The 17422-nt window shown below is 74.7% G+C and carries 14 protein-coding genes; 11 read left to right on the top strand and 3 right to left on the bottom strand.

Annotated features, from left to right (window positions below):
* The first annotated feature begins 24 nt into the window (after positions 1–24).
* The 6 genes from WMF43_RS06245 (at position 25) to WMF43_RS06220 (ending at position 8986) form a co-directional block, all read left to right on the top strand.
* Positions 25–2748: a transglycosylase SLT domain-containing protein gene (locus WMF43_RS06245; RefSeq protein WP_437678207.1), complete on the top strand. Its 2724-nt coding sequence runs from the start codon at positions 25–27 to the stop codon at positions 2746–2748.
* A gap of 180 nt (positions 2749–2928) precedes the next feature.
* Positions 2929–4323 carry a serine/threonine-protein kinase gene (locus tag WMF43_RS06240; protein WP_437678205.1) on the top strand — a complete coding sequence of 465 codons (1395 nt, stop codon included), beginning with the start codon at positions 2929–2931 and terminating at the stop codon, positions 4321–4323.
* On the top strand, positions 4320–5375 hold the full coding sequence (locus tag WMF43_RS06235; RefSeq protein ID WP_437678203.1) for a dipeptidase: 1056 nt from the start codon (positions 4320–4322) through the stop codon (positions 5373–5375). The genes WMF43_RS06240 and WMF43_RS06235 overlap by 4 nt, the downstream gene beginning before the upstream one ends.
* A gap of 386 nt (positions 5376–5761) precedes the next feature.
* On the top strand, positions 5762–6859 hold the full coding sequence (locus WMF43_RS06230; RefSeq protein WP_437678202.1) for a hypothetical protein: 1098 nt from the start codon (positions 5762–5764) through the stop codon (positions 6857–6859).
* Between the two features lie 340 nt (positions 6860–7199).
* Complete coding sequence (locus WMF43_RS06225) at positions 7200–8303, top strand: AAA family ATPase (RefSeq protein WP_437678200.1); 1104 nt, start codon at positions 7200–7202, stop codon at positions 8301–8303.
* Positions 8300–8986 carry a DUF4276 family protein gene (locus tag WMF43_RS06220; protein WP_437678199.1) on the top strand — a complete coding sequence of 229 codons (687 nt, stop codon included), beginning with the start codon at positions 8300–8302 and terminating at the stop codon, positions 8984–8986. Before WMF43_RS06225 ends, WMF43_RS06220 begins: the two co-directional genes overlap by 4 nt.
* Before the next feature lie 36 nt (positions 8987–9022).
* Here WMF43_RS06220 and WMF43_RS06215 read toward each other — a convergent pair whose 3' ends face one another.
* On the bottom strand, positions 9023–9706 hold the full coding sequence (locus tag WMF43_RS06215) for a chaplin (RefSeq protein WP_437678197.1): 684 nt from the start codon (positions 9704–9706) through the stop codon (positions 9023–9025).
* Between the two features lie 376 nt (positions 9707–10082).
* Here WMF43_RS06215 and WMF43_RS06210 point away from each other — a divergent pair, with 376 nt between their 5' ends.
* The 5 genes from WMF43_RS06210 to panD all read left to right on the top strand — a co-directional run bounded on the left by WMF43_RS06210 (position 10083) and on the right by panD (position 14045).
* Positions 10083–10628, top strand: a complete 546-nt coding sequence (locus tag WMF43_RS06210; protein ID WP_437678196.1) for a YkvA family protein — start codon at positions 10083–10085, stop codon at positions 10626–10628.
* Between the two features lie 79 nt (positions 10629–10707).
* A complete protein-coding gene (locus WMF43_RS06205; RefSeq protein WP_437678194.1) occupies positions 10708–11847 on the top strand; it encodes a metallophosphoesterase in 1140 nt (379 codons plus the stop codon).
* A 264-nt stretch (positions 11848–12111) separates the two neighbouring features.
* The gene (locus tag WMF43_RS06200) at positions 12112–12327 is read left to right on the top strand and encodes a hypothetical protein (protein ID WP_437678193.1); all 216 of its coding nucleotides are present in this window, start codon (positions 12112–12114) and stop codon (positions 12325–12327) included.
* Positions 12327–13499, top strand: coding sequence for a hypothetical protein (locus WMF43_RS06195; protein WP_437678191.1), 1173 nt, complete (start codon positions 12327–12329; stop codon positions 13497–13499). The genes WMF43_RS06200 and WMF43_RS06195 overlap by 1 nt, the downstream gene beginning before the upstream one ends.
* Before the next feature lie 156 nt (positions 13500–13655).
* The gene (gene panD, locus WMF43_RS06190; RefSeq protein ID WP_437678190.1) at positions 13656–14045 is read left to right on the top strand and encodes an aspartate 1-decarboxylase; all 390 of its coding nucleotides are present in this window, start codon (positions 13656–13658) and stop codon (positions 14043–14045) included.
* Between the two features lie 14 nt (positions 14046–14059).
* Here the strand turns inward: panD and WMF43_RS06185 are convergent, their stop codons facing one another.
* Positions 14060–15520 carry an MATE family efflux transporter gene (locus tag WMF43_RS06185; RefSeq protein WP_437678188.1) on the bottom strand — a complete coding sequence of 487 codons (1461 nt, stop codon included), beginning with the start codon at positions 15518–15520 and terminating at the stop codon, positions 14060–14062.
* 231 nt (positions 15521–15751) lie between these two features.
* A complete protein-coding gene (locus tag WMF43_RS06180; RefSeq protein ID WP_437678186.1) occupies positions 15752–17419 on the bottom strand; it encodes a hypothetical protein in 1668 nt (555 codons plus the stop codon).
* Positions 17420–17422: the final 3 nt, after the last annotated feature.

Raw genomic sequence — 17422 nt, 5'->3', positions numbered from 1 at the left:
CGCGATCCGGAGTATGGTGCAGGCATGTTCAGGTTGGATGCCCGCTCCGGGGCCGCCGCGCTGGCCTTGACCGGCGCGCTGGCGCTGACCGCCGCGCTCGGCGCCTCGTGCGCCGGCGCGCCCCCCGCGCAGCGCGGGGAGGCGACGTGCCCCCCGCGCTGCCCCCCGCCCGGCTCACCGCAGGCGGCCCCGCCCGCCGCGGCGGCGACGGGGCCCGTCGTCGCGGGCGCGCCGGGCGAGGCGCCGGTGTTCGAACCCGAGCGCCTCACCCTCGTGCTGGGCGACCCCCGGCTCGCCGCGGTGCAGAAGCTCGTGGAGCAGGAGGCGTACGCCGGCGCGGCCGCGGCGCTGGCCCAGGCGCTCGCCGCGCCCCCCTCGGCCGCGGACGCGGCGGCGTGGCGCTACCAGCTCGGGCGGCTGCGCGCGCTCGCGGGGGATCCGCTCGGCGCCGCGAGGGAGTACGACGCGGCCGCGGCGGCGGGCGGGCCGCTCGCCGACCACGCGCGGTTCGCGGCGGCCGAGCTCCTCGCCAAGGCGGGGCAGGCCGACGCGGCGCTGGAGCGCGCGCGCGCCGTCGCGTCGGACGTCGCGGTCGCCGACGAGATCGATCGCGTCGTCGCCGGCGCGCTCGCCGACAAGGGCGACATCGAGGGCGCGGCCGCGCGGTGGCGGGCCTACCTCGGCCGGAGCTGGCCGGCGTCCGTGTGGGTGCCCGAGGCGCTCCGCTTCGTGCGCGCGCTGCTCCGCCACCCGAGCGAGGCCCGCGCCGAGGAGGCGATCCGCCTCGCCCGCCGCATCCGCGACGAGGCGCCGGGCGGCGCCGGCGCCGGGGAGGCGAAGGAGCTCGAGGACCAGGCGCTCTCGACGCTGCCGTTCGCGCGGCGCAAGCCGTTCCTCGATCCGGGCCCCGCCGACCTGCTCGCCCGCGCGCGCGCCCTGCTCGCCTCGCGGCAGGACAAGGAAGCCCTCGCCGTCACCAGCGCGCTGATCGCCCTGCCCGACGCGCAGGCGCCCTCGGCGTTCGCCTGCGACGCGTTCGCCGCGCACGGCGAGGCGCTCGGGCGGCTCCGGCGCAGGGCCGAGGCGGCCGACGTGTACGGCACGGCGATCGAGCGGTGCGCGGCGGCCGCGCCGGCCGGAGCAGCCGCAGCCGGCGGCGCCACGGCCGCCGCAGCCGGCAGCGCCACGGCCGCCGCGGCCGGCGGAGCCACGGCGGCCGCTGCGCCCGGCGGCGCCACGGCCTCCGCAGCGCCCGGCGGCGCGGGCTCTCCCGCCGGTCCCTCGGCGCTCTCCAGCGCCCCCTCGGAGCCCACCGCCGCGCCCCCGGCGCCCCCCGCGCCCGCGCCGCGCCGGCCCGAGACGCTCTACAACGCCGGCCGCGCCTCGCTCCGCGTGGATCGGCACGCCGAGGCCGCCGCGCGCTTCGCGCTGCTCGAGAAGGAGTACCCGTCGCACCGGCTCGCGGACGACGCGCGGTACCTCGGGGCGCGCGCGCTGCTCGCGCTCGGCGACCAGGCGCAGTTCGCGCAGCTGCTCACCGCCATGCCCGACGACTACCCCGCGGGCGACATGGTCGCCGACGGGCTGTTCGAGCTCGCGCTCTTCGAGATGGAGCACGGCAGCTGGGCGGGCGCGGTCCGGCCGCTCACGCGCGCGCTCGAGCGGTTCCCGCACGAGCGCGCGTACCACGCCGCCGGCAGGCTCCCCTACTACCTCGGCCGCGCCCACATCGAGACCGGCTCGCCCGACAAGGGCAAGGCGCTGCTCGAGCAGGTGATCCGCGAGTACCCGCTCTCGTTCTACATGGCGCTCGCCCACGCCCGGCTCGCCGAGGGCGACCCCGCCGCGGCCCAGCGCGCCCTGAGCGACGCCGCGGCGCGGGACGCGGCCGCGCCGTACGCCGAGCTCAGGAGCCCCGCCTTCGCGCAGCCCGCGTTCGCGCGCGCCGTCGAGCTCGCGCGCCAGGGCGAGGCGAAGCTCGCGCGGCGCGAGCTCGACCTGCTCGGCGTCGGGGCCCGCACCGCGCCGCGCGAGGTGATGTGGGCCTCGGCGTTCCTGCTCGCGCGCGCGGGCGCGCTGCCGCAGTCGTACAGCGTCCTGCGCGCGGCGATGGCGGCCGCGGCCGGCGCCGACGGGGGCGTCGAGATCCCGGGCGACTGGGTCGACCACTACCCGGTCGGCCGCTGGCGCGGCGCCTGGGAGCTCGCCTACCCGCGCCCGTTCGCGGGCATCGTCGCCGCCGAGGCGAAGCGCAGCGGGATCCCGGAGGCGCTCGCCTACGCGATCATGCGCGAGGAGTCGGCCTTCGACCCGAAGGTGGCCTCGCCCGCGGAGGCGTTCGGGCTGATGCAGCTCATCGTGCCGACCGCGAAGCGCATGGCCAAGCCGCTCGGCCTGCCGTGGAGCGCCGAGGCGCTGAGGCGCCCCGAGATCAACGTCGCGCTCGGCTGCCGCTACCTCTCGGTGCTGCGCGGCCAGTTCCCGGACAACCCGCTGCTCGCGATCCCCTCGTACAACGCGGGCGGCGGCGCGCCGAAGCGGTGGATCACCGAGCGCCCGTCGCAGAGCTTCGACCTCTGGGTCGAGCGCATCCCGTACGAGGAGACGCGGCTCTACACGAAGCGCGTCATGGCGAGCCTCGCCGTCTACGAGCACCTCTACGCGCCCGATCAGCCGAGCGAGGCGCTGCGCACGCCGCTCCCCGCGAGCCCGTCGGCCCGCTCGGCCGTGGCGAACGCCGCGCCCTGAGGCGCCGCGCCCGTCGCGAGCCCGCCGCGTTCGGCGAGCCTGCCGCGTTCGGCGAGCCCGCCGCGTTCGGCAAGCCCGCCGCGTTCGGCAAGCCCGCCGCGTTCGGCGAGCCCGCCGCGCTCGCGGGCGCGGCAAAGTTTCGGCGAGCGGGCCGCGCGCAAGCTTTGGTACAGTCCTCGCGTGGTCGACCCTTCGAGCCCTGCCCACCAGCTCGTGGGCGCCGTGCTGAACGGGCGCTTCCGGATCGTGCGCCTCCTCGGCGAGGGGGGCATGGGCGCCGTCTACGAGGCGGAGGGGCTGCGCGGCGAGGGCAAACGCGCGATCAAGGTGCTGCACCCCGAGTTCACGCAGGACGAGCTGGTCCTCCAGCGCTTCTTCGCCGAGGCCGAGGCGACGAAGGGGTTCGTCCACCCGAACATCGCCTCGGTCTTCGAGGCGGCCCGCGCCGAGGACGGCACGCCCTACCTCGTGATGGAGCTCCTCCAGGGGGTCCCGCTCGCCGCGTACATCGATCAGGGCAACCCCATCCCGCCGCAGCAGGCCGTCCCGATCCTGCACGAGGTGCTCCAGGCGCTGATGGCCGCGCACGCGCACAAGGTGGTCCACCGCGATCTGAAGCCGGAGAACCTGTTCCTCGTGCGCGACGCGCGCGGCGGCTTCCGCGTGAAGGTGCTCGATTTCGGCATCGCGAAGGTGATGGACGCGGCCGGCGGCATGGGCCTGAAGACGCGCGCGGGCACGCTCCTCGGGACGCCCGGCTACATGAGCCCCGAGCAGATCAAGAACGCGAAGGGGGTCGACGCGCGCACCGATCTCTGGAGCGTCGGCGTGATCTTCTACGAGATGCTGACGGCGACGCAGCCGTTCCCGGCCGAGAACGAGTTCGCGCGGCTCACCGCCGTGCTCGCCAAGGAGGTGCGCCCGATCGAGCAGGTCGCCCCGCACCTCGCCTCCTGGGGCCTCTTCTTCCAGCGCGCCCTCTCCAAGGACGTGAACGGGCGCTTCCAGACGGCGGAGGAGATGGCGCAGACGCTTTCCGCCGTCGCCCACCGCGCGGGCATCGCGGTGCCGGGGGCGCATGCGTCGTCCCCGCCGCCGCCGATACCCTCGCTGGTGCCCCGGATGTCGCAGGTGCCCCAGACGTCGCAGATGCCGCAGGTGCCGCCGGCGCCGCAGGTGCCGACGCCGCAGGTGCCGACGCCGCAGCCGATGGCGCAGTCGCCGCAGCAGCTGTCGCAGATGCCGATGCACGGCGGCGTGGTGTCCGGCGTCCCGAGCGGGGCGCGGCCGCCCACGGTGCCGCCGCCGAGGACCGCGCCGCCCGCGCAGCCGACCTCCTCGGTGGCGCCCACGGCGACGTTCCCGGTCGCCGCCAGCCCGACGCACATCAGCGCGCAGCGGCCGACGGGCGTGCCCACGCTCACGGGCGGTCGCTACGACGTGCAGGTCGTGGAGGTGCCGCTCGCCGCGGAGGGCGAGCTCTCCGGGGGAGGCGCAGCCTGGTGGCTCGTGGGGGTGATCGGCCTCGTCTGCCTCGGCGTCGGCTTCGCGCTCGGCGTGCTGGTGAGCGGGTGAGCGCCGCCGGCCGCACCCGGGCCGCGCTGGCCGTCGCGTGCGCCGCCGGCGCGCTCGGCGCGCCGCGCCCGACGCGCGGCGACCCGCCCGAGCCCCCCGTGCAGGTGGTCGATCTGCACGTCGACGTGCCCTGGCAGGTGCACTTCAAGGGTCGCGACCGGCGCCTCGACGAGGGCCACGCCCGCCGGGAGACGCTCGTCGCGGGCAACTACCTCGGCATCGTGCTGCCCATCTACCTGCCGGACCGGGCGCGCCCCGAGGGCCCGCGGATCGAGGACGCGGACGCGGTCCTCGCCACGGTCGAGGCGATCGTCGCCGCGAACCCGGTGTTCCTCCCGCTCGGCGCGGCGCGGGCCGAGCCGGGGAGGATCAGCACGTTCCTCTCGATCGAGGGGGCGGGCGCGTTCGCGGAGGACATCGCGCAGATCGATCGCTTCATCGAGCGCGGCGTGCGGCTCATCAGCCCGAACCACGCGAAGAACACGCGGCTCTCGTCGTCGGCGACGGGCGAGCCGGCCTCGTTCGGGCTGACCGAGCTCGGCAAGCGGTTCTGCGAGCGCGTCTACGCGAAGGGCGCGCTCATCGACGTCTCGCACATCTCGGACGCCGCGTTCGCGGACCTCGTGCCGATCGCGGCGGCGCACGGCGCGCCGATCGTCGCGACCCACTCGAACGCGCGCGCGGTGGCGGATCGGCCGCGCAACCTGACCGACGAGCAGCTGCGGCTCATCGGGCGGAGCGGCGGCGTCGCGGGGCTCAATTTCCATGCGCCGTTCGTGAACGGGACGAGCGAGGCGGACGTGGAGGATGTGGTCGCGCAGGTCGACCACATGGTCCGGGTGGCGGGCGTGGATCACGTCGCGATCGGCTCGGATTTCGACGGAGGGATCACGACGCCGAAGGGGCTCGCCGACGCCGCGGCGCTGCCGGCGCTGGCGGCGCGGCTGCGGCAGCGGGGGATGAGCCGGGGGGATGTGGAGAAGGTCTTCTCGCGGAACGCGCTGCGGATCCTCGGGTGGCGGCCGGCGGGGGGGAGCGCGGGACAGCAGTAGAGATAGGTCTCTCGTCCTTCGTCTCTCGTCTTTCGTCCTTCGTCTCTCGTCTTTCGTGCTCGTCTTCGTGATCGTGATCGTGATCGATTATTCCGTGCACATCCACGACCACTGGGCGTGTGCCCGCGACCATGTTGAGCACGAGGTCAAACTCGAAGATCCGGAGGAGTGAGGGACGAGAGATAGCGATCACGATCACGATCACGATCACGAAGACGAGCACGAAAGACGAAGGACGAAAGACGAGCACGAAAGACGAAGGACGAAAGACGAAAGACGAAAGACGAGAGACGAAAGACGGAGGGGCGGTCGAGGACAAGGCGGCAGGACGCCATTCACGGCATCATGCCCAGCAACGCCCGTGCACCTGTGGTAATGCCGTCTCCATGGCCATCGCCCACTCCCTCCGCGGACTCCTCGCCCTCGCGCTCCTCGCGTCCGCCGCCGGCCTGAGCTGCTCGGAGCTCGCCCACCTCGAGGGCGTAGGCGAGGCCGTCTGCCCCGAGCTGCGCGGGCCGGGCGACGTCCTCGGCGCCCAGTTCTCCGCGGACGCGCGGGCGAACGCCAAGGTCCGGACGTTCGTGCAGGCGGCCAAGGACATGGCCGCCGTGTCGGCGGCCATCGAGTCGCAGGTCGCCGACGCCTGCCGCCGCATCGGCGCGGACCTGGGCATCCCTCCCGCGCACATGGCGCCGCGCGACGAGGCGGGCGGAACGGCCAGCGGCGCCTGCGGCGCGGTCTCCGCCGCGATCGACGCCATCCTGCGCCAGGGCGTCGCGGTTCAGGTCGGGGTCACGCCGCCGGCCTGCCAGGCGAACGCGCAGGCCGGGGCGCGCTGCAGCGGCGCGTGCGACGTCGCGCTCGATCCGGGGCAGATCGTCGCGCAGTGCGAGCCCGCGCGGCTCTCCGGCTACTGCCAGGGCCGCTGCACCGGGCGGTGCGACGGACGCTGCACCGGGCAGTGCCGGGGGCAGTGCTCCGCCTATGACGCGCAGGGGCGCTGCGTGGGGCAATGCAACGGCGAGTGCGACGGGGGCTGCGACGCCGCCTGCCACGCGCGCTGCGAGGGCACCTGGCAGGCGCCGCAATGCGCGGGGATGGTGCGGCCCCCGAGCGCCGACGCGGAGTGCGAGGCGAGCTGCCGCGCCCACGCCGACGTGTACGCCGCCTGCACGCCCGCGCTCGTCCAGGTGCGCGCGTCGCAGGGCGCCGAGATGGCCGCGCGGCTCGCGGCGACCCTGCAGGCCAACCTGCCGGCGCTGCTGCACGCGGAGGTCGCCCTCGGGCGCCGGCTGATCGGCGACGCCCAGGTGGTGGCCCAGGTCGGCGCCGCGCTGCCGCGCATCGTGGGCGACGCAGGGACCCACGCGCTCGCGTGTGTCGCCGGGGCGGCCGAGGCCTCGGCGAGCGCGTCGGTGCGCATCCAGGTGAGCGTGCGCGCCAGCGCGAGCGTCACAGGAAGGGTCGGGGCGACGAGCGGGTAACGCGCAGGCCGGCCGCGGGCGCCGCGCGACCGCGCCGTTCGCTCGAGTCGCACGCCAGCGCAACGGGAAGAGCCCTCGCCAGCGCCGCGGGACCACCAGGCGACGCGGCGCTCATCGAGCACGTCTCCGCCTCCTCGACGGATTGCATCCGACATTGCAGCGGGATCCCGCCCCAGACGCCGTGCCGGACGATCTCGGGCGCCGCTCGCGCTGCTCGGCGCGGCGACAGGCGGCGGTCGACGCGGTAGGTTGGCCTGGAAGCGGCCGGGAGACCCTAGTACATAACGTGGCTGCCCAGCGGTCAGGCTCTGCTCCCGCCAGGCCAAGAGGAGACCCAGGAATGACACCTCAGCTCACGCGCGTCCGGGTGGCAGGGTTCCGCTCGATCAGGGATGCAGAGGTCGAGCTCGGGCGCGTCACCGTCCTCATCGGCCCCAACGGCGCGGGCAAGTCGAACCTCCTGGGCGCGCTCACCATGGCGAGGATGCTCGCGTTCGAGTCGCTGCAGCTGTTCGTCAGCCGGCGGGGTGGCGCCACGTTCCTCATGCACTATGGCCCGCGACAGACGCCTGTGATCGAGCTCGCGCTCGAGTTCACGGCGGACAATGGTCAACATGCCTACGATGCGAGGCTGGGATACGGCGCCGACGAGAGCCTGCTGTTCATGGAGGAGCGCGCGGGTTTTCGCAGGGACGGCCAGCCCTGGCAATGGCACTCCATGGGCGCCGGACACCGAGAATCGCGCCTCAAGGAGGAAAGCGCGAACCACGAGACCCCTCGAACGGTGCACTGGCTGCTCCGCCGTATCAATTTCTACCATTTCCACGACACGTCCACGAACTCGCCGCTGCGAACCCTATCCAGCGTGGAGCAGGACCAGTATCTCCGCTCCGACGGCAGCAACCTGGCGGCGTTCCTTCTCGCGCTCCGTGACTCGAAAGACGAGCACCACATCGCGGCGTGGAAGCGCATCCAGGGCCTCGTTCACCGCGTCGCCCCTTTCGTGCGAGAGCTCCAGCCCGTGGCCGTCGGGACGCGCGGCGTGCGGCTCGACTGGCTCGATGATCGCGGGGAGACGTTCGGCCCGGCGCACCTCTCCGACGGGACGTTGCGCGCCGTCGCGTTGCTCACGGCGCTCGCGCAGCCGCCCGAGCTGTCGCCGCTCGTGTCGTGCATCGACGAGCCGGAGCTCGGGCTGCACCCGGCGGCGCTCAAGACCCTCTGCGGGCTGATCCAGAGCGTCGCCGCGCACCGGCAGGTGATCGTGTCCACGCAGTCCACCGCGGTGCTCGATGAGGTTGCCCCGGAGGACGTCATCGTGGCCGAACGCAAGAACGGCGCGACCGAGCTGAGGCGCCTCGATCCGGAGGGCCTGACGTCGTGGCTCGAGGAGTACTCGCTGTCCGAGCTCTACGACAAGAACATCCTTGGAGGGCGGCCGTGAAGCGGCTCTTCGTCCTGGTCGAAGGCCAGACCGAAGAGGGCTTCGTGCGCCTCGTGCTGAAGCCGCACCTGGAGGCGCGCGGCGTGCTGTTGATACAGCCCATCATCGTGGCGACGAGCCGCGATCGGTACGGCAGGAAGGAACGAGGCGGCGGGGACTGGGCGAAGTGGCGACGTGACCTTCAACGACTCACGGGGCAGCAACGTGGCTCCGACGTGCGGTTCACGACCCTCTTCGACCTCTACCACCTTCCAGAGAATTTCCCAGGGCTCAAAGAGCACGACGCCGTCGCCGATACCCGGCGACGGGTCGAGCTGCTCGAAGGCGCCATGGCTGCCGAAATCAACGACTGGCGTCTCCTTCCCTACCTGCAACGCCACGAATTCGAGGCGCTGGTGCTCGCCGGGCTCGACGCGCTGGAGGAGGTGCTCGACGTCGATGAACGCCCGGCGCTCCGCGAGCTCCAGGCGCTCGTCACGACGGTCCCACCGGAGGACGTGAACGACGGAGAGCACACGGCCCCGTCAAAGCGGCTCGCAGCCGCCATCCCGAGCTACCGGAAAACGGTGCACGGCCCGCTCGTGATCGAGGGCACCGGCCTCGCGAAGCTTCGCGCGCGTTGCACCCGCTTCGATGGCTGGATCACGAAGCTCGAAGCGCTGTCTGCGGGAGCTGGCTCGTGATCTCCGCTTAGCGATCCCTCCCGCTCTCCCGCTCCGTTACTCCCCGACCGCGAGCAGCGCGTCGACGCAAGCCGCCATGTCGTCCACGCCCTCGACCTCCGCCCCTTCGCAATAGAGCGTGGCGCTCTCGTCGATCTCCGCCGCGCAGGACGCGCGCAGGTCGGGGAGCAGCTCTTCCTGGCACTCGACCTCGCACGGGACGGAGGCCTCCGCGCCGCACTCGGCCAGGCAGGTCGCGTCGCACGCGGCGCTGCAAGAGAGCTCCAGCAGGTAGTTCGTCGAGCCGCCGAGACAGTCGTCGAGGCAGGCGGCGCCGCACGCGGTCGGACAGCTCACGCCGGCGCTCGTGTCACACATCGCGGCGCACACATCATAGTCCGACTCCCCGAGGTGCAGCGCAGCGCAGTCGATCGAGTTCTCGATAAGCACCTCGCAGTCCACGCCGGTCGAGAGGTCCAGACCGCACGCCGCCTCGGCGGTTCGGCGGGCGTTGACGCAGGTATTGCCGAACGTGGGGTTGAGCAACGCGATGATGTCGATGCTGTTGCCGCACAGGTTGATGGGGACCTGCACTGGCACCTGGATGACGTTGCCCGAGACGACCCCGGGCGAGTTGACCGCGGCGCCCTGAGCGCCCTGGGCGACCGAGCTGCTGGAGACAAGGAGCAGGGCGGCGCCGATCGCGAGCGCCACGGTCAACGGGACACGATGTGAATGCATGTGCTGAATCCTCGACGGTGTGATGAGTCCGGTGCACGAGGTTCAGCACGCTCCATGCCACGACGCGGTCCGCGGCGAGGAATCGCCGACGCTGCGCAATCCCGCGGAGCTGGGCCGCCTCGTCCCGCGCCAACCACGAGCCGCGGCGACAAGAGCCTAATTTTCCAGGATCAGGGGTGATGCGTCGAGCAGGCACTGCCGCATGCTCGCCCATGCACCCGGACCGGAAGAGACGCCGCCGGCGCACAGCCGGCTCGCCCGACACGCACGAGTCACTAGCGCCGGGGCCGCCCTGGCCGCCGCGCCCTCGGTTGCACGGACGGCATGGACGCCGCCGCGCCGCTCGGACTACCCTCCGGCCCGCCGGGAGGATCCCATGACCCAGCTCGACGATCGCTGCCTCGATACGTTCCCCGAGTGGCTGCGCAGCCTCGCCTCCGACGCCTCGGACCTGGCGGGCCTGCTCGCCTCGCCCGAGAGCCCCGAGCCCGCGCGGCGCTCGCTCGCGGGCGGCCTGAACTACCTCTTCAAGTCGCTGGACCTGATCCCCGACGGCATCGAGGACCTCGGCTTCCTCGACGACGCCTTCGTGCTGCGCGTCGCCGCCGCCTTCGCGGCGGCGGAGAGCCCGGCCCTGCGCGAGCAGGCGCCCTCCCTCGCGCGGCTCGCGCGCGACGCGGAGCTCATCGCGGAGCTGCTCGGCGGCGACTACGCGCGGCTCCAGAGCTACGTGCGCTCGCTGGAGAAGGGCGCGGCGCGCGGCCGCACCGTCGACGACATCCTGAGCGACGAGCAGGTCCGCGCGTCCTTCATGCACGAGATCACGGGCTGGGCGTCGAGCTACACCGCCCCGACCTTCAGCCGCGACCCGAAGAACCTCATCAAGCTGAAGTCCTTCCTGTCCGCCAAGCTCCCGGCCTGATCCCGCGGCGCGCGCCGCCCGCCGGCGGCGGCGGCGCGCGTCCCCGCTCCACGCTCCCTGCCCCGGAGGCCTGCGTCCCATGCCCGTCGCCCCCCGTCCCTCCGCGCTGCTCGCCGCGCTGCTGCTCGCCGGCTGCGACGCCGAACGCCCCGCCTCGACGGCGCCCCGCCCCGCGCCCGCCGCCTCGATCCCCGCCGCCTCGTCCCCCGCCCCGGGCGCCGGCGCGGCCTCGCCCGCGCTGCCGGTCGACACGGATCGCTCCTACGCCTACCCCGCGGCCGAGCGCGTCGTGGCCATCGGCGACGTGCACGGCGACCTCGCGGCCACGCGCGCGGCGCTGCGGATCGCGGGCGCCATCGACGGCGAGGATCGGTGGATCGGCGGCAAGCTCGTGCTCGTGCAGACGGGCGATGAGCTCGACCGCGGCGACGGCGAGCAGGCGATCGTGGACCTCTTCGACCGCCTCGCCGTCGAGGCGCGCGCGGCCGGCGGCGCCGTGCACGCCCTGAACGGCAACCACGAGATCATGAACGTGCAGCTCGACTTCCGCTACGTCACCGAGGGCGGCCTCAAGGACTTCGAGGACGCGCCCGGGGTCGACGGAGCGAGCTCCGCGCTCGCGCCGCTGCCCTCCGCCGCCCGGGCCCGCGCCGCGGCGTTCCTGCCGGGCGGGCCCTACGCGAAGAAGCTCGCGCAGCGCGACGTGGTCGTCGCGGTCGGCGACACCGTGTTCACGCACGGCGGCGTCCTGCCGTCGCACGTCCGCTACGGCGTGGCGAAGCTCAACCGCGAGGTGCGCGCGTGGATGGATGGGAAGACCCCCACCGCGCCGGCCGTGATCACGGCCTCGGACGGCCCGGTGTGGGCGCGCGTCTACTCGAGCGAGCCGGCGCCGGCCCAGGGCTCGCCCGCCTGCGAGATGCTGGGGCAGGTGCTCGCCGCCATGTCCGCGAAGCGCATGGTCGTGGGTCACACCGTCCAGAAGAACGGGATCTCCTCGGCGTGCGACGGCAAGGCCTGGCGGATCGACGTCGGCATGTCGTCGTATTACGGCGGCAAGCCGGCAGCGCTGGAGATCGTGGGCGACACGGTGCGGGCGTTGACGAACGAGGGCGACACGCGCGACGCGGGCGACGCGAGCGACGCGGGCGACGCGGGCAAGGCGAGCGGCGCACGCGGCGCCAGCAGCACGAGCGGCGCAAGCAAAGAGAAAAAATGAACTGGGCACGTAATGCAAAGCGTTGAGCTTGATGCAACACGTGGGCAAACCTCGGACACACACGCGCGCACGCGGACGAGACAGCACAGGTTCAGGGCAAACGCAGCCAGGACGCGTGTGGACGCGCGCAGACGGAACACATGCGGAACATGTGCGGAAGGCGCGAGCAGCGCCTCGGCGCGCCTGATCCGTTGACGCCCGCGACGCGGACCGGATAACGTCAGTGGCAAACTGGGGCCTTCGCTCCACACGGGAAGGAATCAGATGCCTGAGCTGCCGCTGGCGCTGATCCACGAGGCGAATCGAGGCAACCGGGAGCTCGCCCGGACGCCTGGCGAGCGCCGCGTCCTCCCCGCCCACCACCACGTCGCGCGCGCGCTGCGCCGCGCCCTCCCCGCCCACCACCACGTCGCGCGCGCGCCGCTGCGCTGGCCGCGCGCCGCGCGCAGCGGCGTGCGGCTCGAGACGAGGAGGGGCTGATGGACGACGACGAGCTGCTGCGCGTCCTGACGCGGCTCGCGAAGCAGGATCCGACCGGCGATCCGCGCTGGCGCAAGCTCGCGGAGGAGCCGCTCCCGGAAGGCGGCGGGAGCGCCCCGGTCGACCCCGCGGCGAGCCCGCGCGCCCCCCAGGAGGCGCGCGAGCCCTCGGCGCCGCCCCCCGCGGCGCCCCCCGCGGTGCCGCCCCCCGCAGCGCCCTTCGACGACGAGACCCGCGCCCGGCTCGCCGACCTGCTCGTGGCCCAGCTCCGCGACGGCCGCGCCTCGGCCCCGCCCTCGTCGCCGGCGCGCATGATGGTCGATCGCAAGTCCGGCATCCGCGTCCGGAGCCCGCACGAGTGGGACGTCGACGGGGACGATCCGGGCGACGCCTCGGACCTGCCCATCGGCTACGACGTCGACTCGCTCAGCGGGACGAGCGCGCCGCTCGACACGGACGCCCCCGTCTGCCGCTCGATCGGCGACGAGTCGGAGCCGCCCGGCGCCGTCGACCCGCCGCGCGACACGCGCCCGAGCGCGTCGCCGGACTGGCTCGCCGATCGCACGTCGGACCGGGCCCAGGCCGCCGTCGTGGGAGGGGACGACGGCCCGCCGTGCCCCGAGCTGGTCCAGCAGCGGCGGTCGCAGCCGCGGGCGCGATCGCGGGCGCGGACGGCCGCCGCCATGGCCGGCTGGGCCGCGGCCGCGGCGCTCGTGTCGCTGCTCGCGCTCCGGCCCGCGCCGTTCGCGCCGGGCGCCGCCCCGCTCCCCCGCTACACGATCGCGAGCTCCCTCGGCGACGGCCGCGAGCAACGCGCCGCGCCGCCCACCCCGGACGCCGCCCCGCTCCGCGTCGGCCGGGGCGCCCGGCTCACGATCGCGCTGGCGCCCGACGCGCGCGCGCCCGCGCCGATCGACGTGAAGGCCTTCCTGGTGCAGGGCGGCGTCGCGCGCCCCTGGCCCGTGACGATCCACCTGGACGGCAGCGGCGGCGCGCGCGTCTCCGGCACGCGCGAGGCGCTCTTCCAGGACGTCGCGGCCGGCGCGTGGGAGGCCGTCTTCGTGATCGCCGAGCCTGGATCGCCGTCGATCCATGCCGAGGCGCTGGTGGACGAGGGCGCGGTCCACCCCGCGGGCGGCCGGATCGTCCGGCAACGATTGTTCCTTGACTGAGCGCCGCCCGGGCCAATGAGAAAGGCCGTCCTTCCCCCGGCGCGCGAGCAGCGCGGCGGCTGACCCCCGGCGCGATCTCCCGCGCGCCGGACGCTCCCGGCGCGCGGGCCTTGCCGCGCGGAGCGCCGCGCGCGGGGGCGGCAGAGAGACCCACGCATGAACCGACGGATGTTCAAGAGCAAGATCCACCGCGCGACCGTCACCCACGCGGATCTGCACTACGAGGGCAGCGTCACGATCGACGCCGATCTCCTGGAGGGGGCCGACATCCTGCCCTACGAGGCGGTCGACATCTGGAACGTGACGCGCGGCACGCGGCTGACGACGTACGCGCTCGCGGGGGCGCGCGGCTCCGGCGTCGTCTGCATCAACGGCGCCGCGGCGCACCTCAACCAGCCCGGGGACCTCGTGATCATCGCGACGTTCGCGGACATGGACGAGGCCGAGGCCAGGCGGCACGCGCCGCGGGTGCTCCGCGTCGACGCGAAGAACAAGCCGCTCGCCGAGCAGCCGCCCGAGACGCCGGGGCCGCTGCCGCCGAACTGATCGGCGGCGGGGCGTCACCCGCCGCGCGGCAAGGCCCGCGCGATCGGCGCGCGCGCCACGCGGACGAACCGCGCCGCGAGCACCGCCGCGACGGCGACGAGCCCCGCGGTCAGCCCCAGCCAGAGGCCGCGGACGCCGAGGTCGAGCCAGAACGCGAGGGCCATCGAGAGCGGCACGCCGAGGGCCCAGTGGGCCGCGAGGTTGACCCAGAAGGGGAACTTCACGTCGCCCGCCCCGCGCAGCGCGCCGGCGGCGACGGCCTGGACGCCGTCGAACAGCTGGAAGAGCGCGGCGATGCGGAGCAGCGGGACGCCGATGGCGAGGACCTCCGCGTCCTGCGTGAACGCGCCGAGCAGGGCGCGGGGAACCGCGGCGTACAGGGACGCGCTCACGCACATGAGGGCGGCGCCGAGCAGGATGCCGAGCAGGCCGGCGCGCAGGGGCGACCGGCCCGCGCCGACGGCGTGCCCCACGCGGACGGCGGTGGCGCTGCCGACGCCGAGCGCGCCCATGAACGTGAACGCGGCGAGCCCGATCGCGACCTGGTGCGCCGAGATCACCGGCGCGCCGAGCCGGCCCGCGAGCAGCGCCGTGAGCCCGAAGACGCTCGTCTCGGCGAGGAGCTGGAGACCGACCGGGAGGCCGAGCCGGTAGACCGTCGCGAGCGGCACCGGGGCCGCGGGCGGCGCCGCTTGCGGGCGCGGCGCCGCTTGCGGGCGCGGTGACACTTGCGGGCGCGGTGACGCTTGCGGGCGCGGTGACGCGCGCCGCGCGGACCAGAACACGACCGACGAGAGCACCGCGCCCGCAAGGCTCGCGGCGAGGCCCGCGCCGAGCGCGCCGAGCTGCGGCAGGCCGAGCGGCGGGAGGCCCGCCCAGCGGAGGGCGTCGTCGCCGCGGACCAGCAGGTTGCAGGCGACGAGGTTGACGGCGTTCGCCAGGGCCACAGCGACGAGCGCGGGGCGCGTCACGCCGCGCGCCTGGAGGAAGCCCTTCCCGGCGAGGAAGACCGGGTACAGAAAGACCCAGAGCGCGTGGCCGAGGATGTACCGCCGCACGCCGGGGACGAGCGCGAGGTCGACCCCCATGGGCGCGAGCGCCGCGGTCGCCGCGAGCGCGGCCGCGAGCGCGACGAGGCTGATCAGGAGGCCCGCGCGCACCGTCGACCAGAGCGCCGCCCACGCCTCGGCCGGGCGGCCGGCGCCGATCGCCTGGGACGCGAGCGGATCGAGCGCGGCCGCGACGCCGATCCCGAGCGCGTTGCACGTGTGGACGATCGTCCTCCCCATCGCGCAGGCGGCGAGCTCGTTGACCGAGACGCGCCCGATGATCGCCACGTCGACGAGCGTCAGCGCCATGAGCCCGGCCTGCGCCAGCGCGATGGGCAGCGCGAGCCGCACGAGCGTGGCGAGCTCGGCGCGCGCGCTGTCGCCGGCGAGCGGCGCGGGGGCGACGTTCACGGGTTCACCGGACAAGGGGCGCCACCCTAGAACACCGATCACGCCGATCGACCGAGAAATGACCCTTCCATGCGTTTCTCGCTCGAGAGCGGTTCCCCCCCGTCCCTGTTCCGGCCGTCGCAGAGCGGCGGTCACCCGCACAGGAGACGGGCCCAGATCGGCGTTTTCGGCGCGGAGGCGCACTCCTGTGCGCTGAGCACCGAAAACGTCGAGATGGGCCCGTATCCGAAGCGGGCGACCGCCGCTCTACCAGGCGAGGTGGAGGCGACCATCGAGGTACACGCGCTCGGCCTCGCCGAGGCCTGTGGACTCGCCCTCCACGACGCGCAGGATGCCCGTCGCGGGCCCGAGCACGACGTCGCGCCCCGCCTCGAAGCGCTGCGCGAGGACCAGCGCGCGGTACGCCTTGTCGAGCAGGAGGGCCCGCTCGCGCGACGGCGCGACGAGGTACACGAGGTCGCGATCGCCGCCGGGCGCGGCGCGCCGCACCGCCGCCTCGTCGAGCGCGCCGCCCGGGAAGAAGCGGGCGAGCATCTCCGCGTTGGCGCGGTAGTCGTCGCCGCCGCCGGCGCGGCGGAGGTACGTCAGCACCTCCGGCTCGGCGTGGCCGGCCTGCGGCACGTCCGGCATGCCGCGCAGGTCCTGGTGCCGCCAGCCGGCGGCGCCGGGCACCTTGCGCGCCAGCGAGAAGGTGTGGTCCACCGTGACGCCGACCGCGCCGTGGCAGCCCATGCAGGCGCGGTGCTCCTCCGCGGTCTGCAGCCGCAGCCGGCCCTGCTCGTCCTCGATGAACGCCTGGATCTGCCAGCCGAACGCGTTGCGCAGGCCGACCTCGGGCCCGCCCGGGTGGAACGGCGGGCGGCCCTCGTCCTTCTCCTCGGCCTCGCGCTCGTACGCGCGCGCGATCGCCCAGTCGTCCGGCTCGTCGACCTTACGCGCGTAGCGCAGCTCCTTCATCCGCGCGGCGAGCAGCGCCGGCTGGTCCGGGTCGAGGTACCGCACCGAGTGCAGGAGCTCCGCCCCGCGCGGGTAGATCCACGGGCGCACCGGGACGCCCGCCGCCCCGCCGGCGTACCGCGCGGGCAGGCGGACGACGCGCGTCACCGCGGGCTCGAGCGCGCCGTCGCCGTCGAGATCGACCCCGGCGAGCAGCTCGCTCACCGGCTCGACCTCCCGGCCGGCGGCGGGCGCCGCCGCGGGCGCGGGCTCGCCCTCCCTGGGCAGGGGCGACGGGGACGCGATCGCCGCCTCGAGCAGCGCGAGGTTCAGCTTGTAGACCTCGCGCGACGGCGCGCCCGAGGCGTCCTCGCGGAACGCGGCCGGGAGCCGGAGGAACACGTCGCCGGCGCCGCCGTTCGTGGGCCAGAAGCTGCCGGGGAACGGCTTGTAACGGACCGCGCGGAAGCCGCTCCCGTCGCGCGCGAAGCCCTCCTCGTCGAAGCCGGCGGCGAGGTCGAGGTCCGGCGCGTAGCCCGGGTAGTCCCGCCGCGCCGACAGCGCCCGCAGCGCCTTCCGCAGCGGCGCGTAGTTGTCCTGCCGGATGTACTCGAGGATCTCCGCGTCGCTCGTCCGGGCGGCGGCGGCCGAGAGGTCCTCGAGCAGGTTGGTCCAGGGGTTCTTCCGCGCCGCGTCCGAGAAGCTGTACGTCCGCTGGAGATCGAAATCGGCGAGCGTGTTCGGGCCGAACCCGGTCGTGTGGCACGTCCAGCAGCCGTTCGCGCCGCCGGCCGTGGCCGCGTAACACACGGGCGGGATCGACGCCTCGGGGTTGCCCGGAAGCGCGGCGCGCGCGGCCGCCACGGCGAGCGGATCGTACCCGTCGCCGCCGCCGCAGCGCGCGGCGGCGGCGACGAGCGCGGACGTCGCCGCGAGGGCCAGGGAGGCGGACAGGAGGCGCTCGCGGCGGGCGGGCATGGC

The organism is Sorangium sp. So ce131 (assembly GCF_051519095.1).
GTDB lineage: Bacteria > Myxococcota_A > Polyangia > Polyangiales > Polyangiaceae > Sorangium.
This window is presented reverse-complemented; position numbering and strand designations above follow the sequence as displayed.